Below are 20,740 nucleotides of genomic sequence, written 5' to 3'. Positions count from 1 at the left end.
GTTTGTGCATGTAGCTTTGTACGAAAATATTTTTTTTTTTTACATTTCCAGCAGGAATTTCCCATTACTAAGCAGAATAATAAGAAATAAATGAAATACAGCTGAAATAAAAGAATAATACTGAGATAAATAATAATGTTGTATTTCAGAATCGCCTTTTGAAAGAGGAGAGTGAAATGTATGAGGAAGGTATGTGCTGACTGGAAAACGGAGGCGTTTTCCCCTGCGTTGGTCAATGGGAGCTATTGGCCAGATTTTGAAGAGAATGCAAAGGCTGCCTCTGCGGAGATTTTCTGTGTGCCAGATGAGACTGCGGCCGCGCAAAAAGTTTTGGAGATTGCCGATGAGGTCAAGGCAGATATGGTTGTCGCTGCGGGCACAGAAACAGATCGGGGGATCTCATTGGCCTGCGATACACTCGCACAGGCGGGGAAGCAAGTTTTTCGGGATAAGTTCGAGGTGGCAGAGCATGCCCCGCAGGCGGGCCTTGGCTTGTCGAGAGCTGAGTTCGGCGTGGGGGAGACGGGGAGCGTCTGCGTGGATACGTACTCCTATGAGGCGCGTGTCGTTGGCATGCTGCCGCCTGCACATATCGTTCTCCTCGACCGCAATGCCTTGGTAGAGAATGTGACGACGGCCTTCCAAGTGATGTCCCGTGTCTTTCAGAAGGGCTATCTTGGCTTTATCACGGGACCGAGCCGCACAGCTGACATTGAACGCGTGCTGAGCCTCGGTGTTCATGGCCCGAGCAGGTTCTTCATTGTTGTCATCGGAGCGGAAGGGGGCAGCATTCATGGCTGAGCAGCGTAACCTGAAAAAAGAAATTGATACGAAATTGCATGATGAGGTCTTGCAGGATGCCTTGAGCCGTTTTGCTGACCAATATCCGGAGGCGCGCCTTCGTTCCTATGCGAATGTCGACAGCATTGAGGGGCTGCGCGATGATTTGCGGGATATGAAACAGTGGACGGTTCATCATATCGAACAGGTGGCAGATGAATTTGAGGCGTCCATCAAGGCGCGTGGCGGTCATTTTTTCCGTGCGAAGGACGGAGATGAAGTCAAGAAATATTTGCTGCAGATCTGCAAGGAGCAGAATGTAAAGCGCATCGTCAAGTCGAAATCCATGGCGTCTGAAGAGATTCATCTCAATGAGGTCTTCGAAAACGCCGGCCTGCATGTCCGGGAGACAGACCTCGGTGAGTGGATGCTGGCGGTGGCGGATCAGAAGCCGTCGCACATGGTTATGCCGGCCATTCATCTGAACAGGAAACAGTGCGCGGGCTTTTTCTCGCATGAGCTCAAGGAAGAGGTGCCGCCGGATATTCCCTATATGATTCAGACGGCGCGTCGCGTACTGCGTGAGGAGTTTCTCTCGGCGGATATGGGTATTACGGGCGCGAATTTCGGCATTGCGGAGAATGGTGCCATCGGCCTTGTGACGAATGAGGGCAATGCGCGCCTCGTCACGACGCTGCCAAGGATCCATGTCGTGCTCATCGGCTATGAAAAGCTCATCCCGAAGGTCGAGGATGCCGCGAAGATCCTGCGTCTCCTGCCGCGCAACGGCACCTGCCAGCGCATGACGAGCTATATGACGATGGTGGACGGCCCGACGCCCGTCATCCACAAGGTAGATGGCAAATGGGTCGAGGAAGAGCGCCAGCAATATGTGATCCTGCTCGATAACGGCCGCCTCGACGCAGCGCATGATGAGAAAATGAATTCCGTATACCAGTGCGTACGCTGTGCCTCCTGTCTAAACGTTTGTCCGATCTGGACACTGGTCGGCGGACACGTCTATGGGCATATTTACTCCGGCGGTATCGGCGCGATCCTCACCGGTCTGCTGCATAACATGGACGCGTTCTCCCAGTTCAGCGATCTCTGCATCGGTTGCCGCCGCTGCACGACTGTCTGCCCAGGCAAGGTTCCCATCCCGGACCTCATTGATGAGCTGCGTTCGCGGTATGTCAAAGAGCATGGATTGGCGCTGCCGGAGAGGGCTGCGTTTCAGAAGATCCTCGCGAATCGCAAGATTTTCCATACGCTTCTGCGTTTGGGCTCTGTCGCGCAGAAACCAGTGGCGTCTAAAGGCTTCATCCGTCATCTGCCGCTCTTCTTTGCGGGTATGACGAAAGGCCGCAGCCTGCCGGCCATCGCAGATGTTCCGTTCCGTGACCGCTATGCTGAGCTTGCGAAAAAGAATCCTCGGAGTTCTTTGAAGGTAGCGTTCTTCTCTGGCTGCAACCTCGACTTCGTGTTCCCGGGTACGTCCGTTTCTGTGGTCAAGGTATTGCAGGATCTCGGCGCAGAGGTCTTGTTCCCGATGGAACAGAGCTGCTGCGGTAAGCCGGTACTGGGGATGGGCGACCGCGATACAGGGCGCAAGATCGCAAAGAAGAACATCGAGGCATTCGAGTCGTGCGGGGCCGATGTCATCATCAGTGCCTGCCCGACGTGCGCGGAGACGCTCTCTCATACGTATCGCGAGCTCTTCAGGGGAGATCCCGTCTGGGAGAAACGCGCGGAGGCCTTTGCGAGCAAGGTGCGCGAGTTCACGAGCTTCGTCGCAGAGAAATATGAGCAGCAGGGCCGCCTGCAGAATGTGAATGGTTCGCATAAAACCACCTACCATGATTCTTGCCACATGAAGCGGGGTCTGGGCATCTTCGAACAGCCACGCGCGCTGCTGGCCACGGCGAAGAGCACTTCATTCGTGGAGATGAAGAATCCTGATAAGTGCTGCGGCATGGCAGGCGCGTTCGGCATCAAGTACAGCGAGATTTCCCTGCCGATGCTGACGGAGAAGATCCAGAACATCAAGGCGACAGGCGCGGATACCGTAGCTGTGGCTTGCCCGGCCTGCATGATGCAGCTGCGCGGCGGCCTCGACCAGCAGGCACCGGAGATTCGCGTGCGCCATATCGCGGATATTCTTGCGGAAGATATTGAGTCGTGATGACAAGGACAGTGAAGTATGCAGCTAGGCTGCGATATCTCGAATGAGCCCATCGTGACACCATCGAAGCAGCCTTCTTTCCGGATTCGGAGAGAGGGCTGTTTACTATGTAAATCCCCAAGAGCGCAAGCCGCAGGCGCAGCGCATCCCTGAACGCATACGCTTTTTGTGGAAAGTTTTTTATATTTCCTGTATAATGGCTTGAAGAAAAGAGGCGCGGCTGTTGTGTTCGCGCAGAAATAGCTGAAAGGAATCGCTGATTCAATGAAGTGCTCCGGATTTACGCGGATGCGCTGTATTTCCCTAGGAGATAAACCAGAGGCGTAGCGGCAAAACGCTCCATTGCGTTTTGTGCTGAGGATTGTAGGGCGATGGAAGACAGTGCAGACGTGTGAAGACGAAGTGCTGAATGAATCAGTGATTCCGAAAGCATGATGACGCTCTAAAATGATCGCTGCGGTCATCAGCATGCGTCCTAGGGACTGTCGTTGCCATATCGAGATATGTGGCGGCTTTTATATGAGGAGGAAATGAAGTTTGGTAGAATTGCTTGCTCCCGCCGGGAGCAAAGAGGCATTCATCGCCGCCGTGGAGGCTGGCGCGGATGCGGTGTATCTGGCGGGCAGCCATTTCGGTGCGCGCGCCTATGCGGATAATTTTGATGAGGAGACCATGCGGTGGGCTGTCCGGTTTGCCCACTTGCGCGGGGTGCGTGTCCATGTGACGGTGAATACGATCGTGTCGGATGCGGAGCTGCCGGCAGTGGCGGCGTATCTTCGTTTCCTGTACGATGCGGGTGTGGATGCGGTGCTCGTGCAGGATCTGGGCGTGGCGGCACTGGCAAGAGAGATTGTGCCGCGGCTGCCTCTACATGCGAGCACGCAGATGACCATCCACAATCTGGCTGGTGTGCAGGCCATGGAACGTCTTGGTTTCACGCGCGTCGTCCTCTCGCGGGAGCTTTCTCTAGCCGAGATCCGCTATATCGCCGCACATACGCCGCTCGAGATCGAGGCGTTCGTGCATGGCGCGCTCTGTGTCTGCTATTCCGGACAATGCCTCATGAGCAGCATGATCGGGGGGCGCAGCGGTAATCGCGGGCGCTGCGCGCAGCCCTGTCGGCTGCCGTATACGCTTGTAGACGCGGCGGGAGAGGATGTCCTCGGCGCTTCGGCGGGCAAATATCTGCTCTCTCCCAAGGATATGAACACGCTTGAGATTCTGCCCGAGCTCCTCGCGACTGGCATTGCTTCGTTGAAAATCGAGGGCCGCATGAAACGTCCGGAGTATGTCGCCACGGTCGTTCAAACGTATCGGCAGGCACTCGATCGCTGCATGAAGCAGCAAGGGAGCAATTATCAGGCACTCCCTGAGGAAAAGGAGCGGCTCGCCCAGATTTTCAATCGCGATTTCACGACGGCCTATCTCGAGCGACGCCCCGGGCGCGCCATGATGAGCGATCGCCGTCCCAATAATCGCGGCCTGCTGATCGGCCGGGTCGTGCGCTTCGCGCGTGAGAGCCGATTGGTCAACCTGCGGCTTTCCGGCAGGCTCGCTGTTGGCGATCAGATCGATGTATGGGTGAAGGTCGGCGGACGCGTGACAGCGACGATTGAGGAGCTGCGTGATGAAACCGGCAGGAGCGTGACGGAAGCAACGCCCGGTATGACAGTCTCCTTCCCTCTGTCCGCGCCTGTCCATGAGCACGATCGTGTCTTCAAGGTCTACGATGGGGCGCTCATGCAACGTGCGAAATCGTTCTACACACACGGCGCGCCGCTGCGCCGCATCCCGGTGGACGTCCGCGTCACGGCTGCCGTTGGCGAGCCGCTGCGGCTCGCCATGACGGATGAGGATGGGCATCATTCCTCAGCGGCGACCTCGTTCATCGGCGTCGCCGCGCAGAAACGACCGCTGACGGAGGCGGTGATCCGCAAGCAGGTGGAGCGTCTCGGCACCAGTGTATTCGCGTTGCGCGATTTTCACGTGCAGATTGCGGGGGATGTCATGGTGCCGATGAGCGAGATCAACGAGGCGCGCCGCCAGGCTGTGGCATCCCTTGAGGAGGCGCGCCTCAAGACATTCGCGCGCCCGCCGCTTGCCACGTCCTCGATGCAGCAGCCGCAACAGGCAGCAAAACACGCAACCTATCGGTGCAGCGAGCTCGTCGTATCGGTTGATACATTGGAGAAGGCAAAGGCTGCTTATGAGGCCGGTGCGGATGGCGTGCTCTTCGGCGGCGATTCGTATCAGCACAGGCAGATTGCTGGCAGTGAGTACGAAGCCGTCTGGGAACTGGCGGAGGCACAGCGGAAGAATCTCTATTTCAATACGCCGAGGATTGTCCGTGAATGCCATCTCAAGGAAATGCTGGAGCTCTTCGATGTGTTCCGGGAAATCCCGCCGGATGAGCTCTATGTCCAGAACATCGGCACACTGGAGATTGCGCAGACGCGGACTGAGATCCCGCTGCATACGGATGCCTCACTGATCGCCTACAATCACGAGACGCTGGCATTCCTCGCCGCGCACGGGGTGGCGAGTGCGACGCTCTCCCCGGAGCTGACATGGCAGCAGGTCAAGCACCTAGCGGCGACTGCGCCTTTGCCGCTTGAGTGTATCGTGCATGGGCCGTTGGAACTCATGGTATCTGAGTATTGCGCGCTGGGAAGCTTCCTCGGTGATTGCGGTGAAAAGGCCTGCTCGATGCCGTGCGTCAAGGGCAGATATTTCCTCAAGGATAGGAAGGATGTTCTCTTCCCGCTCGTTACCGATCAGTTCTGCCACATGCATGTCCTCAACAGCCGTCCGCTTTCCATGCTGCCGCATGCCGCGGCTTTCGGGCCCGTCGGCATCGCGCGGATCCGCATCGAGGGCAAGAGCATGGCGGCGGAGGAAATCGCCCAAACGGTTGCCGCGTACCGCAGCGTTCTCGCGATGAAGGAGCAGGAGCACGAGGATCAGGCTGAGAGAATCGCCCGGCTCGAAGGAGAAAATATCACACGCGGCCACTATTTCCGCGGTGTAGAATAAGAAATGAGCACAGGAAGGAAGTCCCCGCCGCTTGGCGCGGCAGGCGGCCTCTCCTAATCGAAAAGGACTTGTTATCACAGATGGAAAAAGAATCCTACAAGGTACTGGAATACGAAAAAATACGCGAGATGCTCGCCGCGCGCGCAGGTTCGTCGCTGGGCAAGGAACGTGCACGCTCCCTGCAGCCGAGCACGGACTACGCGGAGGTAGAGGAGCAGCTCGAGCAAACGGCGGAGGCTGTCCGTATCCATGCCGTGACATCGCCTCCTTTTGGCGGTATCCATGATCTGCGCCCGCTGCTCAAGAAGATCCACATGGGCGCTGTCCTCACGCTGGAGGAACTCGTCGACATCAGGAGCACGCTTTACGCGATGCGCAGCGTGAAAGAATTCTTCAAGGGGCTCGAGATCGAGGCGCCGACGCTCAAGGAATGGGCGCATGGCATCGAGATTCTCGGCCAGCTCGAACGGCGTCTCGAAAATACGCTCGACGAGCATGGCAGTCTGCGAGATGATGCCAGCGTCGAGCTCCGGCGTCTTCGCACGGAGATCCAGACGACACAGAACCGCATCAAGGAGCGCGTCGGTGCGGCCCTGCGGGCGCCGGAGAACCAGAAATATTTCCAAGAGGCCATCGTGACACTGCGTGATGAGCGCTACGTCATTCCCGTCAAGGCGGAGTATCGCCGCTTTTTTCCAGGCATCGTTCACGATCAGTCGGCGACAGGCGCGACGCTCTTCGTCGAGCCGATGGCCATCGTGGAACTCAACAATGATGTCAAACAGCTCGTCCTCTCTGAGCAGCACGAGGTGGAGCGCATCCTGCGCGACTTGTCGCAGCAGATCGGCGGACAGCAGGACATCCTGCAGGAGAATCTTTCCGTGCTGGCCGATTTCGACTTTACGTTTGCCAAGGCAAAGCTGGCCGAGGACATGGATGCACAGCAGCCTGTAATGAACCGAGAAGGCCGTGCGCACCTGCGACAGGCACGTCATCCGCTCATCCCGCGGGACCGCGTCGTTCCTATTGACATCGAGCTCGGCGATGCGTATACGATGCTCCTCATCACGGGGCCGAACACGGGCGGCAAGACGGTCAGCATGAAGACGTTCGGCCTCCTGGTTCTCATGGCGCAGAGCGGCTGTTTCCTGCCGACAGCACCGGACTCCACGCTGCCGGTCTATCAGAATATCTACGCGGATATCGGCGATGAGCAGAGCATCGAGCAGAGTCTCTCTACGTTCTCCGCACACATGACGCATATCGTGGACATTCTCAGCAAGGTGGAAGCGGACGATCTCGTGCTGGTCGATGAGCTTGGCGCGGGTACGGATCCGGAGGAGGGCGCTGCCCTCGCGATGGCAATCTTGGAGCGGCTGCTTGCCGTCAAGGCAGCGACGGTGGCCACCACGCATTATTCCGAGCTCAAGACGTTCGCCTATACGCGCGAGGGGATCGAGAATGCCTGCGTGGAGTTTGACGTCAAGAGCCTGCGTCCTACGTATCGTCTGCTCATCGGCATTCCCGGCGCAAGCAACGCCTTTGCCATCAGTCGGCGACTGGGGCTGTCGGAGGCGATTATCCTGCGCGCGCAGCAGCTTGTGAAAGAGGATCATGCGCAGTTCGAGCATGTCGTCAACGAACTGGAGCGGGAGAAACTCGTCTACGAGCAGCATAACGCGGAGCTTGCGGAACGGCAGCAACGCGTGACGCGTCTCGAGCAAAAGGTCGAGGCGGCTAAAGAAGACCTTTCGAAACGAAAGGGAGAGCTCATTCGCAAGGCGCGGGAGCAGAGTGCAGCTCTCGTGCGGCGCACGCGGCGCGAGGCGGAGGATATCATTGACTCTCTGAAAAAGCAATATGACGACCAGGGCATCCATGCGCGTCAGCAGGCTATCCAGGAAGCGCGCAAGCGCTTGGAGGAAGCGTCCAGCGCAGCGCGCCCCGGCATCATGGGGCAGAAGCATCTCGGCCAAAAGGTTGACGCGAAAAAGCTCATGGTCGGCGATATCGTCTATCTGCCAAAACTTGACCAGAAGGGGACGGTCGTCGAAATCTCCGGCAGGGATGTGACCGTCCAGCTCGGCAGCCTGCGCACGACGCAAAAAGCAGCAAGCTGCCGTTTCCTGAGCCACGCGGAGAAAGAAAAGTCGGCCAAGAGCAATGCGACGGGCGGTTTCCTGAGAAAGACCGCGCATGTCAGCAGGGAAATCGATATTCGCGGTCTTATGGTCAATGAGGCGGAAGTCGTGGTCGGAAAATTCATTGACGATGCACAGATGGCGGGCCTGACGCAGATCCTGGTGATTCATGGCAAGGGGACAGGCGCGCTGCGCAAGGGGATTCACGAATATCTCAAGCGTCATAGGAGTGTGGATCACTTTGCTTTTGCCGACCTGGATGAGGGCGGTTCGGGCGCTACGGTCGTTTTCTTGAAGTAAAGTGGTGCGCAGGGGATGCTCGATTGACACTGGAAATATTACGTTGTAAGATAAGAATGTCAATAATGCATGAAAGTTATCACTGAACTGCAAGGCACAGGAGGTTCTGCATGGACGGTATATTTTATGGGATTGGTGTCGGCCCTGGCGATCCGGAGCTTTTGACGGTCAAGGCGATTCATGCCATCAAGGAGGCCGATGTGCTCATCGCTCCGAAGACGGAGAAGAAGGACGGCAGCGTTGCGCTCCATATCGCACGGCCCTATCTGAAGCCGGGTATCGAGATCGTTTATCAGGTATTCCCGATGGTCAAGGGCTTTGAGAAGGATGATTCCGCCTGGGAGGCGAATAAGGCGGAGATTCTTTCTCTCCTGCGCGCGGGGAAGAATGTCGCGTTTCTCACGCTGGGTGACCCCATGTTTTATAGCACGTACATCTATGTCTATCGCTTGCTCGCGCAGGAAGATGTCGAGGTGCGGACGATTCCTGGCGTTCCCGCCTTCGCCGCCATCGGCAGCCGCGTCGGCTATCCTATCGTCGAGGGAGATGATGTACTCGCTGTCATCCCCGCGACGGCGCCAAAAGAGAAGATTGAGCGCGCGCTTTCCACTGCGGATAACGTCGTGCTCATGAAGGTTTATAAAAATGCAGACGAGGTGATCTCCCTCCTCGAGGCGCATGACCTTTCCCAGCAGGCCGTACTGGTGAGTCGCGCCGGTTTGCCGGAGGAGCGCATCATCAGAGATATTTCGGCGCACAAGGGCGAGCCCCTCAATTATCTTTCTACGATTCTGACGCGCCACAATTGAGAGGGAGGCTTTCGCTATGAAACGGATTCTTATCGGTATGCTGCTGGGGCTCGCACTCATGGCGTTTGCGGGCTGCGGTACGCAGGGGGCGAAGGAACAGGCGGCATCATCTGCATCTGCATTCGCTACCATCGAGGATGATCTGGGACGTGAGGTCGTGCTGGAAAAAAAGCCGGAGCGCATCGTCGTGACATCGGCTTCGTTCCTAGAGCCTCTGCATAAAGTCGGCGGTGATGTCGTCGGGCGTCCGGATTCCAAGACGCAGATGCCGGACTATGCGAAGGATAAAGCCTCTGTCGGCAAGGTCTACCAGATCGATACAGAGAAGGTGCTGGCCTGCGAGCCGGATCTCGTCATCATCAACAAAGGGATGAATGAGAAACTCGTCGATACGCTTGAGGCAAGCGGCATCAAGACGTTGGTCGTTGACAGCAAGAGTTATGAAAATGTCAAGCACATGGTGCAGATGTTTGCCGCAGTCACGGGGGAGCAGGAAAAGGGCGACACGCTCATCAAGACGATGGACAGCAAGATTGCGGGAACGTTGCAGAAACTGCCGAAAGAGAAGCATCGCATCGCCATCCTGCACAGCACCAACCAAGGGCTGACAGTGCAGCTGGAGGGCAGTATCGCGGGATCGGCAGCGAAGATGCTCGGCTGGGAGAATGTCGCCGCAGATGAGACGCCGCTGGAGAAGAATCCCGATGCGGCACCGTACAGCCTCGAGACGCTCGTCGAGAAAAATCCGGAAATCATCTTCGTCACGAGCATGGGGAAGATGGAAGACATCAAGGCGAGCATGGAAGAAACCATTGCGGGGAATCCTGCCTGGCAGGCGCTGCCTGCTGTCCAGCAGAAAAAGCTTTACTATCTGCCGCAGGATCTCTTCCTCCTGAGCCCTGGCATACATTATCCTGAGGCTGTCGCGTATATGGCAAAGCTCGTCTATCCTGAGGTGTTCCGATGAGCATGGGACAACATGGGCGGCAAATATGCTTATTAGGCATATTTGCCGTTTTGGCGTGTCTGGCAGCCATTGTCAGTATCATGAAGGGCTCGGTGGAGATTCCCTTGCCGGAAATCCTTGCGGCCTTGTCGGGGGAGCGGGGGACGCACGCGCAGATCCTCATGAACATCCGGTTGCCGCGGACGATCGTGGCGCTGCTGGTGGGGGTGAATCTATCCCTTTCAGGCGCTGTCCTGCAGGCTGTCATGAAGAACCCTTTGGCTGATCCGCATATCATCGGCATTTCCTCTGGGGCGGGGCTTACAGGCATCCTCGTGCTGCTCCTGCTGCCGGAGTACGGTGCGCTGGTTACGCCGGCGGCCTTCGTAGGCGCGATGGGAGCGGCAGTGCTCATCTACCTTCTGGCGTGGAAGAACGGGATTCGTCCCGTGCGGATCATTCTCGCGGGCGTTGCCGTATCCGCTTTCCTCGGTGCGGGGATTTCAGCGCTGATGATTCTCTACAGTGACCGCGTGCACAGCGCGTTGATGTGGATGGTCGGTGGCCTTTCCGCGCGGAGCTGGCCGCACGTCTTTATGCTTTGGCCGTACGCGCTCGCTGGCGCTTTTCTGGCGTTCCTCGGCGCGCGTCAGCTGAACATCCTCCAGCTTGGAGATGAGGTGGCGAAGGGCCTCGGCCTGCATGTGGAGCGCACTCGTATCCTCATGACGGCTGTGGCCGCACTGCTGGCTGCGAGCGCTGTCTCTGTCGTCGGCCTGCTCGGTTTCGTGGGACTCATCGTACCGCATGCGGCCCGCCTGCTCCTAGGCAATGACTATCGTTACTTGCTGCCGGGGGCAGCACTGCTTGGCGCTGCTGTGCTGACAGCAAGCGATACCGTTGCGCGCCTGGCCTTTGCGCCGGTAGAGCTTCCCGTGGGGATTCTCATGGCAGTGCTCGGCGCGCCGTTCTTTCTCTTTCTGCTCAGGAGGGAATTATGATATGGGGATCGAGGTAGCGCATCTCTGCGTCTCTATCGCAGGGAAGAACATCCTGCAGGATCTGACCATCTCCTTTGCGGAGGGGAAGCGCACGGTCATCATCGGTCCTAACGGTGTGGGGAAATCGACGCTTCTGCGGACGCTGGCCGGAATACAGCGGCCCGCCGCCGGACGCGTGCTTCTCGATGGGGAGGAGATCAGGAAGTTTTCCCGCAAGAAGCTCGCGAGAAGGCTGGCTATTTTGCCGCAGGGTATGACGGCACCGCCTGATACGACAGTGCAGCAGCTCGTAGCGTACGGGCGGTTTCCCTATCGAAGCATCTGGGGCGCCGGGGATGCGAAAGCAGACCGCGAAGCCGTGGCCTGGGCGGTAGAGGCGACGCATCTGGGCGGATACCTGAAGCGGCAGGTTGCGACGCTCTCAGGCGGCGAACGGCAGAGGGCTTTTCTCGCCATGGCGCTTGCCCAGCAGCCATCTATCCTCCTGCTTGACGAGCCGACGACGTATCTTGATATTGCGCATCAGCTCGAGGTCATGAAAATCATCACGGAGGTCAATGCCCGTCAGTCGATGACCGTCATCATGGTGCTGCATGATATCAATCATGCACTGCAATACGCAGACGAGCTGGTCATCCTGAAGAATCATCGCCTCTATGGACAGGGCAGACCGCAGGAGCTCATGACAGTGAAAACGCTCGCCGAAGTCTTCGGCGTCAAGGCGGACATCTTCCGGAACCGGCAGGGAGCCTTCGTGTTGTCGCCTGTGGAGCTGGTATGAGGATCTATGTCTCTACGCAGTTAGTTTCATCGATGGATTCAACCAATATAAAACGGACATCGCGATTACACGTTCTGCGATGTCCGTTTTATATTGCTGAAGTTTCTGGGAACGAGAGGCGAACTTAGATTCCTAACTCGATATTCTGGATGATATTTGTGAGTTTCTTTTGCTGCGCGTCTGTGGTCTGGTTGATATCTTCCAACGCGCGGATGGCGGCTGTCGACGACTGGATGTTGCGGATGCCGTTGTCAAGCTTTTCGTGCATATCTTTCATCTGATCGGTGAAAGCCTCTCCGAATTGATGCACTTTATCTTCGAAGGTCGCATTTGCCGCGAGGATGGCATCGATTTGCTCGACGTCGAGCAGCAGCGCTTGAATCGCATCGTCTGAGGTATGGAGACTGGTCTGGGTGTTCTCCGAAAGTTTGCGGACTTCCTGGGCGACAACGGAAAAACCGCGGCCCGCCTCGCCGGCACGAGCGGCTTCGATGGCGGCGTTCAAGGCGAGAAGGTTCGTCTGAGCAGCGATTTCATTGATCATCTTCATGACGCCATCGATTTTCTTTGTGCTTTGCGACAGCATATCGAGCTTGGGGGTAATTTCGTGATTGCGCTCAATCAGCTGCGCGAAAAGGTCGCTCTGTTCATCTACGCGACTGGAAATCTGTTGGATGGAGTCCTTGATGACCTCGACATCGTCGCTCATTTGACGGATGGTCTTCGTGATGGAGGGCATCTTTGACTGATAATCTTGGAAGAGAGCGACGAGACTGGTCTTGAGCGCATCGACATGCGACTGCTTGTTGATGATGCGTTCGTAGAAGAAGGCATGGCAGTCGGCGTATGTCCTCGCAAACTGGTCGATATAGGTGTCGCGGAAGGCTGTTCCCGCCGGAACGTGGTAGAACATGATGGCCGTGAGCGTTTCATTGACATGCAGGCCGGCGATTTCTCCGAAACTGGAAAAGCCGGCGACAGGCAGATCGTTAAAGGCTCGAAGCGAGGGAATCTCCTCCGGGTAGCCGAGGCGCCGGAGGATGCAGTCGTTGAGAATACCGCCGATTGGCGCTGGCTTTCCCTCGCGGAATTTCTGGATGGCTGGGGCAAGCGTGCTGGCCAGAGGCTCGCGCTTGAGCAGGTGCAGGCGTTCGCCCGTTACGATATCGCAGAAGAAAGATACGCGATCATTTGCTTCATCTATATCAGAGATGGTGCGGATGAAGTCTTCGCCGTTGATATCCGTGGCGAAGGTGTATTCCTTGAGACGCTCCATCAGCTCGTCTTTCGTCCGGACGTTGAAATGGCGTTTGAGCTCGTTGAGGAAGGAAACCGACTGGCCCTGCGCATTTTCAACGTTCTTGATATACCGCAAGGCCGTGTTGGCGCTGCTGACAGTGAACGAGACACCTGTCCGCTTCGCGGCCTGCGTCTTGAGGATGCCGTAGCGATAATCGTGTGCCAGGCGGACGAGCGTGATGACGGCCGTGTTCTCGACCGTCTGCTCACCGTCATAAATGTAGGTATGGGCAAAATCCATCTTGCCACCAGCACTGCCGCCGATGAACGGACAGGGAAAGCGTCCCGAGTCGTAAAGTGCCTGCAGGACGAAAGTTTCGCAATTCGATACACCGTCGATATAGACAAGCGCGAACGTGTGGTTGACGCTGATGCGGAACGGTGGCTCGAAACGCGCGAGTTCCTTTTTGATGGCTTCTACGCGATCGGCAATTGTCGTCGTGACCTCGCCAGAGCGGAGATCTTCATTGGGCAAGGGAATGTTCATGGTGTAGACTTGCTCGATCATGCGCTTCGAAAATGATTCGAGCAAAACAGCCGCGCGGTTTTCCGTGGCGGGCTGATAGAGCGGCGCTTTCTCTGTGTGGCAGAGCTCTCCCGCTGTCGTCATCAGAATCAGCTTGGCATCAGAGGGGAGCTCGTGCTTGATGCTGGTGGCTACGTCGTCGAGGGAAAGATCCGGTGAGACAAAGCCGAGCACGAGCGCGACTCCATCCGGCAGCGCGAAGAGCGGCTGCAAGTGCGCGGCATCAAGCTCATGGCGTTGCAGGTAAGACGTGCGGATATCGAGTGACTCCTCTTGTTTCGCTGCGGGCGCAGCGGCTGCAGCTTCCGCATGTGTGACGATGGTTGGTGCCTTATGGTCATGAAATAAAGATAGCATAGACAACACATCCCTTTCTTTCAAATATTCCCTAGTTTCTTCCAAGGTAACCATATTCTACGCATGAAATAAAATTCCTTCTTTGTAATCAGTTCTTCCTGGTATACATGGACAAGATGTTATGGCTGGGGTGTCGTTTTCTGTGCTTCTGTTAGGAGGGGGTGTGTCATAAATCGTGCAGGAAATATTGAAATGCCGCAGGGATGCTGTAGCGATGAAGGATGTCTTCCATCGAGGCCCAGATGAGGTGATTGGAAATCTGCTGGTCGTTTGACATCTTAGCTCTCAGTGTTACTTGAAAGCCAGTCATATCCCATTCGATATGTGTGAACACATGATGTGCGGGAGGCAGAGCGCGGACTTCTGCCACGGAGAAGCCGCGCGCGGCAAGCGCAGAGAAGATTTCTTTCACTCGTAAATGACCAGGAAGATGCGGAAGCTCATAAAGTCCGGCGAGCAGCCCTTTACTGCTGCGCTGCCGCAGCGCGATCTTGTCGCCTCGGCGGAGGAGTAGTACGGTCAGCTGCTCCCGGCGTCGTTTCTTTTTCGCTTGCTTGATGGGGAATTCAGCCGTGCAGTCATTGTCATGGGCGAGGCAGAAGCGTGCGAGCGGGCAGTGTGCACAGTGCGGTGCGCCGTTCGGGATGCAGACCGTAGCGCCAAGCTCCATCCAGGCCTGGTTGAGCATAGAGGAAAGAGGGCCTTTTGTATAGAGCGGACGCAGAGTTTCCTCTATATGACGTTTTGTACGATCCTTGAGGATATCTTCGCGGCAAAGCGTGAGGCGCGTGACGACGCGCAGCACATTGCCGTCCACAGCGGGGAAGGGTGCGCCTCCGGCAATGGAACTGATGGCGGCTGCAGTGTAACGACCGATGCCGGGCAGTTTCAAGAGTTCGTGAAACTCCAGGGGAATCTGCCCGTGGTATTCATTCACAACGATTTGTGCGGCTTTCTTCAGATTGCGTGCGCGGTTGTAATAACCGAGTCCTTGCCAGAGTTTCATGAGCTGGTCATCAGAAACAGCGGCAAGGGAAGCAACATCCGGGAGTGCTGAGAGGAATCGCTCGAAGTAAGCAATCACGGCAGCGACTCGCGTTTGCTGCAGCATGATTTCGGAGATCCAGACACGGTATGCGGATGGCTCCTCACGCCAGGGGAGGACACGCGCGCGGTTTTTGTACCAGCGAAGCAGGGGCTCGGAAACGGAGGAGAGAATGGCTGTATTTGGCAGATGATTCTCCTCTGGCTTATGGTCGGACATGGTGTATCGCCTCGTATTTTCTGAAGTAACATACATTCTACTATGTAAATCCCCAAGAGCGCAAGCCGCAGGCGCAGCGCGATTGGCTGAATTTACTGCAAGGACGGGCGCACAATGTCCACAAAGTGGACGTTTGTGCGTGGAGCTTAGTATGTAGATGCCCAAGTGCACAGGCCTTTGCGCGACATGATTGGCTGGAAATACTTTCAGGGTGGCACACATTGTTGAAGGTTTGTGCGTTGAACAACCCATAATAGGGAACAAAGATGAGTGGAAAAAGAAAACGTTATACGGCATGATTTTTTTTCGATTTCCTGTTGACAAACGAGGCGGAAAAGCGTAATAATGTATACAACGTTTACAACCTTACAGATAAAAATCGCAAAGGGAGGCGCAATATGGACATGAAGCATGTGTTATCCGTGTTTGTTGAGAATCAGACAGGCGTGCTTGTCCGGGTTGTAAGCATGTTTTCCAGACGAGAGTTCAACATCGACAGTCTTTCTGTCGGCGTCACAGAGTCGCCGGAGTTCTCCCGCATCACGATCGTGGTGCATGGGGATGAGAATCTCATCGAGCAGATGATCAAGCAGCTCGAGAAGATGCCGGTGGTCAGAGGCGTGGAACGGCTCGATTCTGAGGTTGCTGTATGCCGCGGGATGACGCTCATCAAGGTGCGTGCGGATGATACGAATCGCCTCGATGTACTGAAGATGGCAGAGCTCTTCCGGGCACATGTCGTCGATGTGCAGCCGACGACGCTGATTTTCGAGATCACAGGAGACGATGACAAGGTCACGGCCTTTCTGAGGCTCCTCAAGCCCTATGGAATCAGCGAGGTCATTCGCACAGGCCTCATCGCGCTTGAACGCGGAGAACATACGATTTATGAACATTGTGAGGAGAGAGAGTACTATGGCAAAAACTTACTATGATCAGGATGTAAATTGGGAAATCTTGAAGGACAAGACGGTCGCCGTCATCGGTTATGGCAGCCAGGGCCATGCCCATGCGCTGTGCCTCAAGGACAGCGGCGTGAATGTCGTCGTCGGTCTTTATGAGGGTTCCAAGTCCAAGAAGGTCGCTGAGGAACACGGCCTCAAGGTTTTGCCGACGGCTGAAGCAGTCAAGCAGGCTGATATCACGATGATCCTGATTCCGGATGAGAAGCAGGCCGACGTCTATAAGACGGAGATTGCTCCGAACCTCAAGCCGGGCAGTGCTCTCGCTTTCGCTCATGGCTTCAATATTCATTTCAAGCAGATTGTGCCGCCGGCCAACGTCGATGTATTCATGGTTGCCCCGAAAGGCCCAGGCCATCTCGTTCGCCGTACCTTCACAGAGGGTTCTGGCGTGCCGGCTGTCTTCGCTGTTTATCAGGATGCGTCCGGCAAGTGCTTCGACATTGCGCTCGCTTATGCTAAAGGCCTCGGCGCTACGCGTTCCGGTGTTCTGCAGACGACGTTCCGCGATGAGACGGAAGAGGATCTCTTCGGCGAGCAGGCTGTCCTCTGCGGCGGCGTCTGCCAGCTGATGCAGACGGGCTTCGAGGTCCTTGTCGAGGCTGGTTACCCGCCGGAGATGGCGTACTTCGAGTGCTTCCATGAGATGAAGCTGATCGTTGACCTCTGCTATGAGGGTGGCTTCACGAAGATGCGCAAGTCCATTTCTGATACGGCGGAGTACGGCGACTACATGGTCGGCCCGCGCATCATCACGGAAGAAACGAAGAAAGAGATGAAGAAAGTCCTCAAGGAGATCCAGGATGGCACGTTCGCTCGCAACTGGCTCCTCGAGAACCGTGCTGCTGGCCGTGTGAACTTCCTCATGCAGCGTCAGCTCCATGCAGAGCATCCGATCGAGAAGGTCGGCAAGGAGCTTCGTGCGATGATGCCGTGGCTGCGTGACGGCGCTGATCTCTCGAAGGACTGAGTCCTATCTCGTTTCTCATTTGAAGTTTCATATCGCCTTGGCCTGCCTAGCAGGAGAGGCGGCACCCGCCGGGTGATAAAAAAGGTCCGTGGGAGGCAGTATATCCCGCGGACCTTTTGAACTCTCGGAAAATCGTACCTGATATGGTATAATAAATAGCGTGTTTTCGATAAGGAGGGGAACGGCATGCGTGTATGGGTCACGCAAAGTGACGCCGCATATGATCCCCAAGAGAAAGGTAGGAGAACGTATGGGCATGAATATGAGCGAGAAGATTCTCGCAAAGCATGCAGGACTGCCTGAGGTCCATCCGGGGCAGCTGATTACGTGCCATCTCGATATGGTGCTGGCGAATGATATCACGGCGCCGCCGTCGATTGCGAAATTCGAAGAAATCGGTCGTCCGGTCTTCGATCCCGAGAAGATCGCGCTCGTGCCGGATCATTTCCAGCCGGCAAAAGATATCAAGAGCGCAGGTCTTGCGAAAATTGTTCGCGATTTTGCGCACAAGCATAAGATTGTCAACTATTTCGAGCAGGGACGCGTGGGCATCGAGCATGTCATCCTGCCGGAGAAGGGGCTTGTCGGTCCGGGCATGCTGACGATCGGCGCGGACTCGCACACCTGCACCTATGGTGCGGTGAACGGCTTCTCGACAGGTGTCGGCTCGACGGATCTCGGCATGGCGATGGCGACGGGCAAGGCTTGGTTCAAAGTGCCGGAGGCCATCAATGTCCACCTGACAGGGAAAAAGCCAGCGAACATCACGGGCAAGGATGTCATCCTCACGCTCATCGGCAAGATCGGCGTGGATGGCGCGCTCTATCAGTCGTTGGAGTTCACGGGCGAGGGCGTAGCGGAGCTCTCGATGACAGACAGGCTGACGATTGCGAATATGGCCATCGAGGCGGGCGCGAAAAATGGTATCTTCCCCTATGACGCCATCACGGAGGCGTATGTCAAGGGACGCGTGAAAAAGCCGTATGAGCCGGTGGAGGCGGATGCAGATGCCGTCTATGCGCGGACGGTGGAAATCGATCTCAGCGCTTTGACGCCGGTGGTAGCGTTCCCGCATTTGCCGGGCAACACGAAGCCGGTCAAGGACATTGAGGAGCCCATCGCCATCGATCAGGTTGTCATCGGCTCCTGCACGAATGGGCGTCTTGAGGATCTCGCCATCGCCGCGAAGATTTTCGAGGGGCATGTCGTGCATCCGCGCGTGCGCTGCATCGTGATTCCGGGCAGTCAGGCGGTCTACAAGGAAGCGATGCACAAGGGCTATATCGATACGTTCATCGATGCGGGCTGCGCTGTCTCGACGCCGACCTGCGGCCCATGCCTCGGCGGCTATATGGGCATCATGACAGCCGGAGAGAAGTGCGTCTCGACGACGAACCGCAATTTCCGCGGCCGCATGGGACATGTGGACAGCGAGGTCTATCTGGCAGGCCCGCAGACAGCGGCGGCCAGCGCGATTTTGGGACGCATCGCCGTGCCGGAGGAGGTAGAGTGATATGGCATTACAGGGAAAAGTCTGGCGCTACGGGGACAATATCGATACGGATGTCATCATCCCTGCGCGTTATCTGAATACATTCGACCCGCAGGAGCTCGCGAAGCACTGCATGGTTGACATTGACGAAAGCTTCGCCGGGAATGTGAAGCAGGGTGATATCATGGTCGGCGGCCGCAATTTTGGCTGCGGTTCCTCTCGCGAGCACGCGCCGGTCGCCATCAAGGCATCCGGTGTTCCTGTGGTCATTGCGGCGAGCTTCGCGCGCATCTTCTATCGCAATGGTATCAACATCGGCCTGCCGCTGCTCGAGATCGGCGATGATGTGGAGAAAATCAAGGCAGGCGACGAGCTCAGCGTCGATGTCGCAACGGGCGTCATCCAGGATCTGACGACAGGGGATACCTTCCATGCGCATCCGCTGCCTGGATTCATCCAGGATATCGCGAAGGCTGGCGGTCTCGTGGCGTATGTGAAGCAGAACGCATGAGAAGGAGGCAGAGCAATGGCATATAAAATCACAGTCATTCCCGGCGACGGCATCGGCAAGGAAATCACGGATGCTGCCGTCAAGGTCTTGAAAAAAACAGACGAGAAGTTCCAGCTGGGGCTTTCCTATACCTATAAGGATGCCGGCGGTACGGCCTACGACAAATTCGGTACGCCGCTGCCCGCCGATACCGTCGCGGCGTGCAAGGCGTCGGATGGTGTGCTCTTCGGCGCTGTCGGCGGCGACAAATGGGATGGCGTTGAGCCATCGCTGCGCCCGGAAAAAGCCATCCTCGGCCTGCGCAAGCAGCTCGGACTCTACGCGAATCTGCGCCCTGTGAAAGTAGCGGATGCGTTGGTCGAGTATTCACCGCTCAAGCCAGAACTCGCCAAGGGGGTCGATCTCGTCATCGTGCGTGAGCTCATCGGCGGAATCTATTTCGGTGACAAATGCGAGTCCGAGCAGTACAAGGGCAGCGAGCGCGCCTGGGATCTCGAGAACTATTCCGTGCCGGAGGTCGAACGCATCACGAAGCTCGCCTTTGAAACGGCGAAGCTGCGCCGCGGCAAGGTCACGTCCGTCGATAAGGCGAACGTGCTTGCAACCTCTCGCCTGTGGCGCCGTACGACGGCGGAGGTGGCCAAAGGATATCCGGAAGTCGCGCTCAACAATCTCTATGTGGATAACTGCGCGATGCAGCTCGCCATCCGCCCCGCGCAGTTCGACGTGATTGTGACAGGAAACCTTTTCGGCGACATTCTCTCCGATGAGGCCGCTGTGGTCGGTGGTTCCATCGGTATGCTGCCTTCGGCATCCATCGGTACGGATACGAGTCTCTACGAGCCGATTCACGGCAGCGCGCCGGATATCGCGGGCAAGGGGATTGCCAATCCCATGGGAACCGTTCTCTCCGCTGCCATGCTGCTGCGTTACTCTCTGCATGAAGAGGCGGCGGCAAAGGCAATCGAGGCCGCTGTCGATCAGGCCCTTGCGGACGGCTATCGCACAGCCGATCTCTATAAGGATGGCTTCCAGCGCGTGAGCACGGATGAAATGGCAGATGTCATCTGCGAGCGCATCTGATGAACTGTGATGTGGGAGCGGCCGCGTCTCTGCGTGCAGGAGCTCTTCTCTGGTCTTGCTCAGTGTCCCGAGAGGAACCATCCTCTTCGACGGGGTAAGGAATCCCACGGTTTCTAGCAGAATTTCTAAGGAAGCGCTGATTCGTGAGGTGCTCCGGATTTATGCGGATGCGCTGTATCTTCTTAGGAGATAAACCGGAGGCGTAGCGGCAAAACGCTCCATCGCGTTTTGTACGGAGGATTCAGGGTGACGGGAGGACAGTGAAGACGTGTGAAGGCGGAGTGTCGAATTAATCAGTGATTT

Annotated in this window: 15 protein-coding genes; 13 read left to right on the top strand and 2 right to left on the bottom strand. The window is 56.7% G+C overall.

The annotated features are described in order from the left end of the window. Positions 1–297 precede the first annotated feature (297 nt). The 8 genes from F599_RS0102895 to F599_RS0102860 all read left to right on the top strand — a co-directional run bounded on the left by F599_RS0102895 (position 298) and on the right by F599_RS0102860 (position 11,973). Positions 298–801 (top strand): LutC/YkgG family protein, encoded by a 504-nt coding sequence (locus F599_RS0102895; RefSeq protein ID WP_244869325.1) that lies wholly within the window; start codon positions 298–300, stop codon positions 799–801. Then, positions 794–2,962, top strand: coding sequence for an L-lactate dehydrogenase (quinone) large subunit LdhH (ldhH, locus tag F599_RS0102890; RefSeq protein WP_019542030.1), 2,169 nt, complete (start codon positions 794–796; stop codon positions 2,960–2,962). The genes F599_RS0102895 and ldhH overlap by 8 nt, the downstream gene beginning before the upstream one ends. Before the next feature lie 537 nt (positions 2,963–3,499). Further along, the gene (locus F599_RS0102885) at positions 3,500–5,995 is read left to right on the top strand and encodes a U32 family peptidase (protein ID WP_019542029.1); all 2,496 of its coding nucleotides are present in this window, start codon (positions 3,500–3,502) and stop codon (positions 5,993–5,995) included. An 80-nt stretch (positions 5,996–6,075) separates the two neighbouring features. After that, the gene (locus F599_RS0102880; protein WP_019542028.1) at positions 6,076–8,436 is read left to right on the top strand and encodes an endonuclease MutS2; all 2,361 of its coding nucleotides are present in this window, start codon (positions 6,076–6,078) and stop codon (positions 8,434–8,436) included. Positions 8,437–8,546: 110 nt separating this feature from the next. After that, on the top strand, positions 8,547–9,245 hold the full coding sequence (gene cobI / locus F599_RS0102875) for a precorrin-2 C(20)-methyltransferase (RefSeq protein WP_019542027.1): 699 nt from the start codon (positions 8,547–8,549) through the stop codon (positions 9,243–9,245). A 16-nt stretch (positions 9,246–9,261) separates the two neighbouring features. Beyond that, complete coding sequence (locus F599_RS0102870; RefSeq protein WP_019542026.1) at positions 9,262–10,212, top strand: ABC transporter substrate-binding protein; 951 nt, start codon at positions 9,262–9,264, stop codon at positions 10,210–10,212. Next, positions 10,209–11,192, top strand: coding sequence for a FecCD family ABC transporter permease (locus F599_RS0102865; RefSeq protein WP_019542025.1), 984 nt, complete (start codon positions 10,209–10,211; stop codon positions 11,190–11,192). The genes F599_RS0102870 and F599_RS0102865 overlap by 4 nt, the downstream gene beginning before the upstream one ends. 1 nt (position 11,193) lies before the next feature. Further along, on the top strand, positions 11,194–11,973 hold the full coding sequence (locus F599_RS0102860; RefSeq protein WP_019542024.1) for an ABC transporter ATP-binding protein: 780 nt from the start codon (positions 11,194–11,196) through the stop codon (positions 11,971–11,973). Positions 11,974–12,097: 124 nt separating this feature from the next. On the opposite strand, the gene F599_RS0102855 is transcribed toward F599_RS0102860, so the two are convergent. Both F599_RS0102855 and mutY read right to left on the bottom strand, forming a co-directional pair. Further along, positions 12,098–14,155, bottom strand: coding sequence for a methyl-accepting chemotaxis protein (locus F599_RS0102855; protein ID WP_019542023.1), 2,058 nt, complete (start codon positions 14,153–14,155; stop codon positions 12,098–12,100). Between the two features lie 166 nt (positions 14,156–14,321). Next, entirely contained in the window at positions 14,322–15,419 is a 1,098-nt protein-coding gene (gene mutY / locus F599_RS0102850) for an A/G-specific adenine glycosylase (protein ID WP_019542022.1), read from the bottom strand. A 404-nt stretch (positions 15,420–15,823) separates the two neighbouring features. Between mutY and ilvN the strand changes: the two genes are divergently transcribed. The 5 genes from ilvN to leuB all read left to right on the top strand — a co-directional run bounded on the left by ilvN (position 15,824) and on the right by leuB (position 20,437). Beyond that, positions 15,824–16,354 carry an acetolactate synthase small subunit gene (gene ilvN / locus F599_RS0102845; protein WP_026327764.1) on the top strand — a complete coding sequence of 177 codons (531 nt, stop codon included), beginning with the start codon at positions 15,824–15,826 and terminating at the stop codon, positions 16,352–16,354. Next, positions 16,335–17,351 carry a ketol-acid reductoisomerase gene (gene ilvC / locus F599_RS0102840; protein WP_019542020.1) on the top strand — a complete coding sequence of 339 codons (1,017 nt, stop codon included), beginning with the start codon at positions 16,335–16,337 and terminating at the stop codon, positions 17,349–17,351. Before ilvN ends, ilvC begins: the two co-directional genes overlap by 20 nt. A 250-nt stretch (positions 17,352–17,601) precedes the next feature. Then, on the top strand, positions 17,602–18,864 hold the full coding sequence (gene leuC / locus F599_RS0102835) for a 3-isopropylmalate dehydratase large subunit (protein ID WP_019542019.1): 1,263 nt from the start codon (positions 17,602–17,604) through the stop codon (positions 18,862–18,864). A 1-nt stretch (position 18,865) separates the two neighbouring features. After that, a complete protein-coding gene (locus F599_RS0102830; protein WP_019542018.1) occupies positions 18,866–19,354 on the top strand; it encodes a 3-isopropylmalate dehydratase small subunit in 489 nt (162 codons plus the stop codon). Positions 19,355–19,369: 15 nt separating this feature from the next. Beyond that, positions 19,370–20,437: a 3-isopropylmalate dehydrogenase gene (leuB, locus tag F599_RS0102825; RefSeq protein ID WP_019542017.1), complete on the top strand. Its 1,068-nt coding sequence runs from the start codon at positions 19,370–19,372 to the stop codon at positions 20,435–20,437. Positions 20,438–20,740 lie beyond the last annotated feature (303 nt).

Origin of the sequence: Selenomonas bovis DSM 23594, assembly GCF_000381005.1 — a bacterium.
Classification (GTDB): Bacteria; Bacillota; Negativicutes; order Selenomonadales; family Selenomonadaceae; genus Selenomonas_C; species Selenomonas_C bovis.
The sequence above is the reverse complement of the archived record's forward strand: the minus strand, read 5'-3'. Positions and strand labels throughout refer to the sequence as shown.

What these genes read in the sequence shown, in the direction of transcription:
- cobI (WP_019542027.1), top strand. Translation starts at nt 8,547, where the DNA reads ATGGACGGTATATTTTATGGGATTGGTGTCGGCCCTGGCGATCCGGAG.
- F599_RS0102880 (WP_019542028.1), top strand. Translation starts at nt 6,076, where the DNA reads ATGGAAAAAGAATCCTACAAGGTACTGGAATACGAAAAAATACGCGAG.
- F599_RS0102855 (WP_019542023.1), bottom strand. Translation starts at nt 14,155, where the DNA reads ATGCTATCTTTATTTCATGACCATAAGGCACCAACCATCGTCACACAT.
- leuC (WP_019542019.1), top strand. Translation starts at nt 17,602, where the DNA reads ATGGGCATGAATATGAGCGAGAAGATTCTCGCAAAGCATGCAGGACTG.
- F599_RS0102860 (WP_019542024.1), top strand. Translation starts at nt 11,194, where the DNA reads ATGGGGATCGAGGTAGCGCATCTCTGCGTCTCTATCGCAGGGAAGAAC.
- mutY (WP_019542022.1), bottom strand. Translation starts at nt 15,419, where the DNA reads ATGTCCGACCATAAGCCAGAGGAGAATCATCTGCCAAATACAGCCATT.
- F599_RS0102830 (WP_019542018.1), top strand. Translation starts at nt 18,866, where the DNA reads ATGGCATTACAGGGAAAAGTCTGGCGCTACGGGGACAATATCGATACG.
- ilvC (WP_019542020.1), top strand. Translation starts at nt 16,335, where the DNA reads ATGGCAAAAACTTACTATGATCAGGATGTAAATTGGGAAATCTTGAAG.
- F599_RS0102870 (WP_019542026.1), top strand. Translation starts at nt 9,262, where the DNA reads ATGAAACGGATTCTTATCGGTATGCTGCTGGGGCTCGCACTCATGGCG.
- F599_RS0102865 (WP_019542025.1), top strand. Translation starts at nt 10,209, where the DNA reads ATGAGCATGGGACAACATGGGCGGCAAATATGCTTATTAGGCATATTT.
- leuB (WP_019542017.1), top strand. Translation starts at nt 19,370, where the DNA reads ATGGCATATAAAATCACAGTCATTCCCGGCGACGGCATCGGCAAGGAA.
- ldhH (WP_019542030.1), top strand. Translation starts at nt 794, where the DNA reads ATGGCTGAGCAGCGTAACCTGAAAAAAGAAATTGATACGAAATTGCAT.
- ilvN (WP_026327764.1), top strand. Translation starts at nt 15,824, where the DNA reads ATGAAGCATGTGTTATCCGTGTTTGTTGAGAATCAGACAGGCGTGCTT.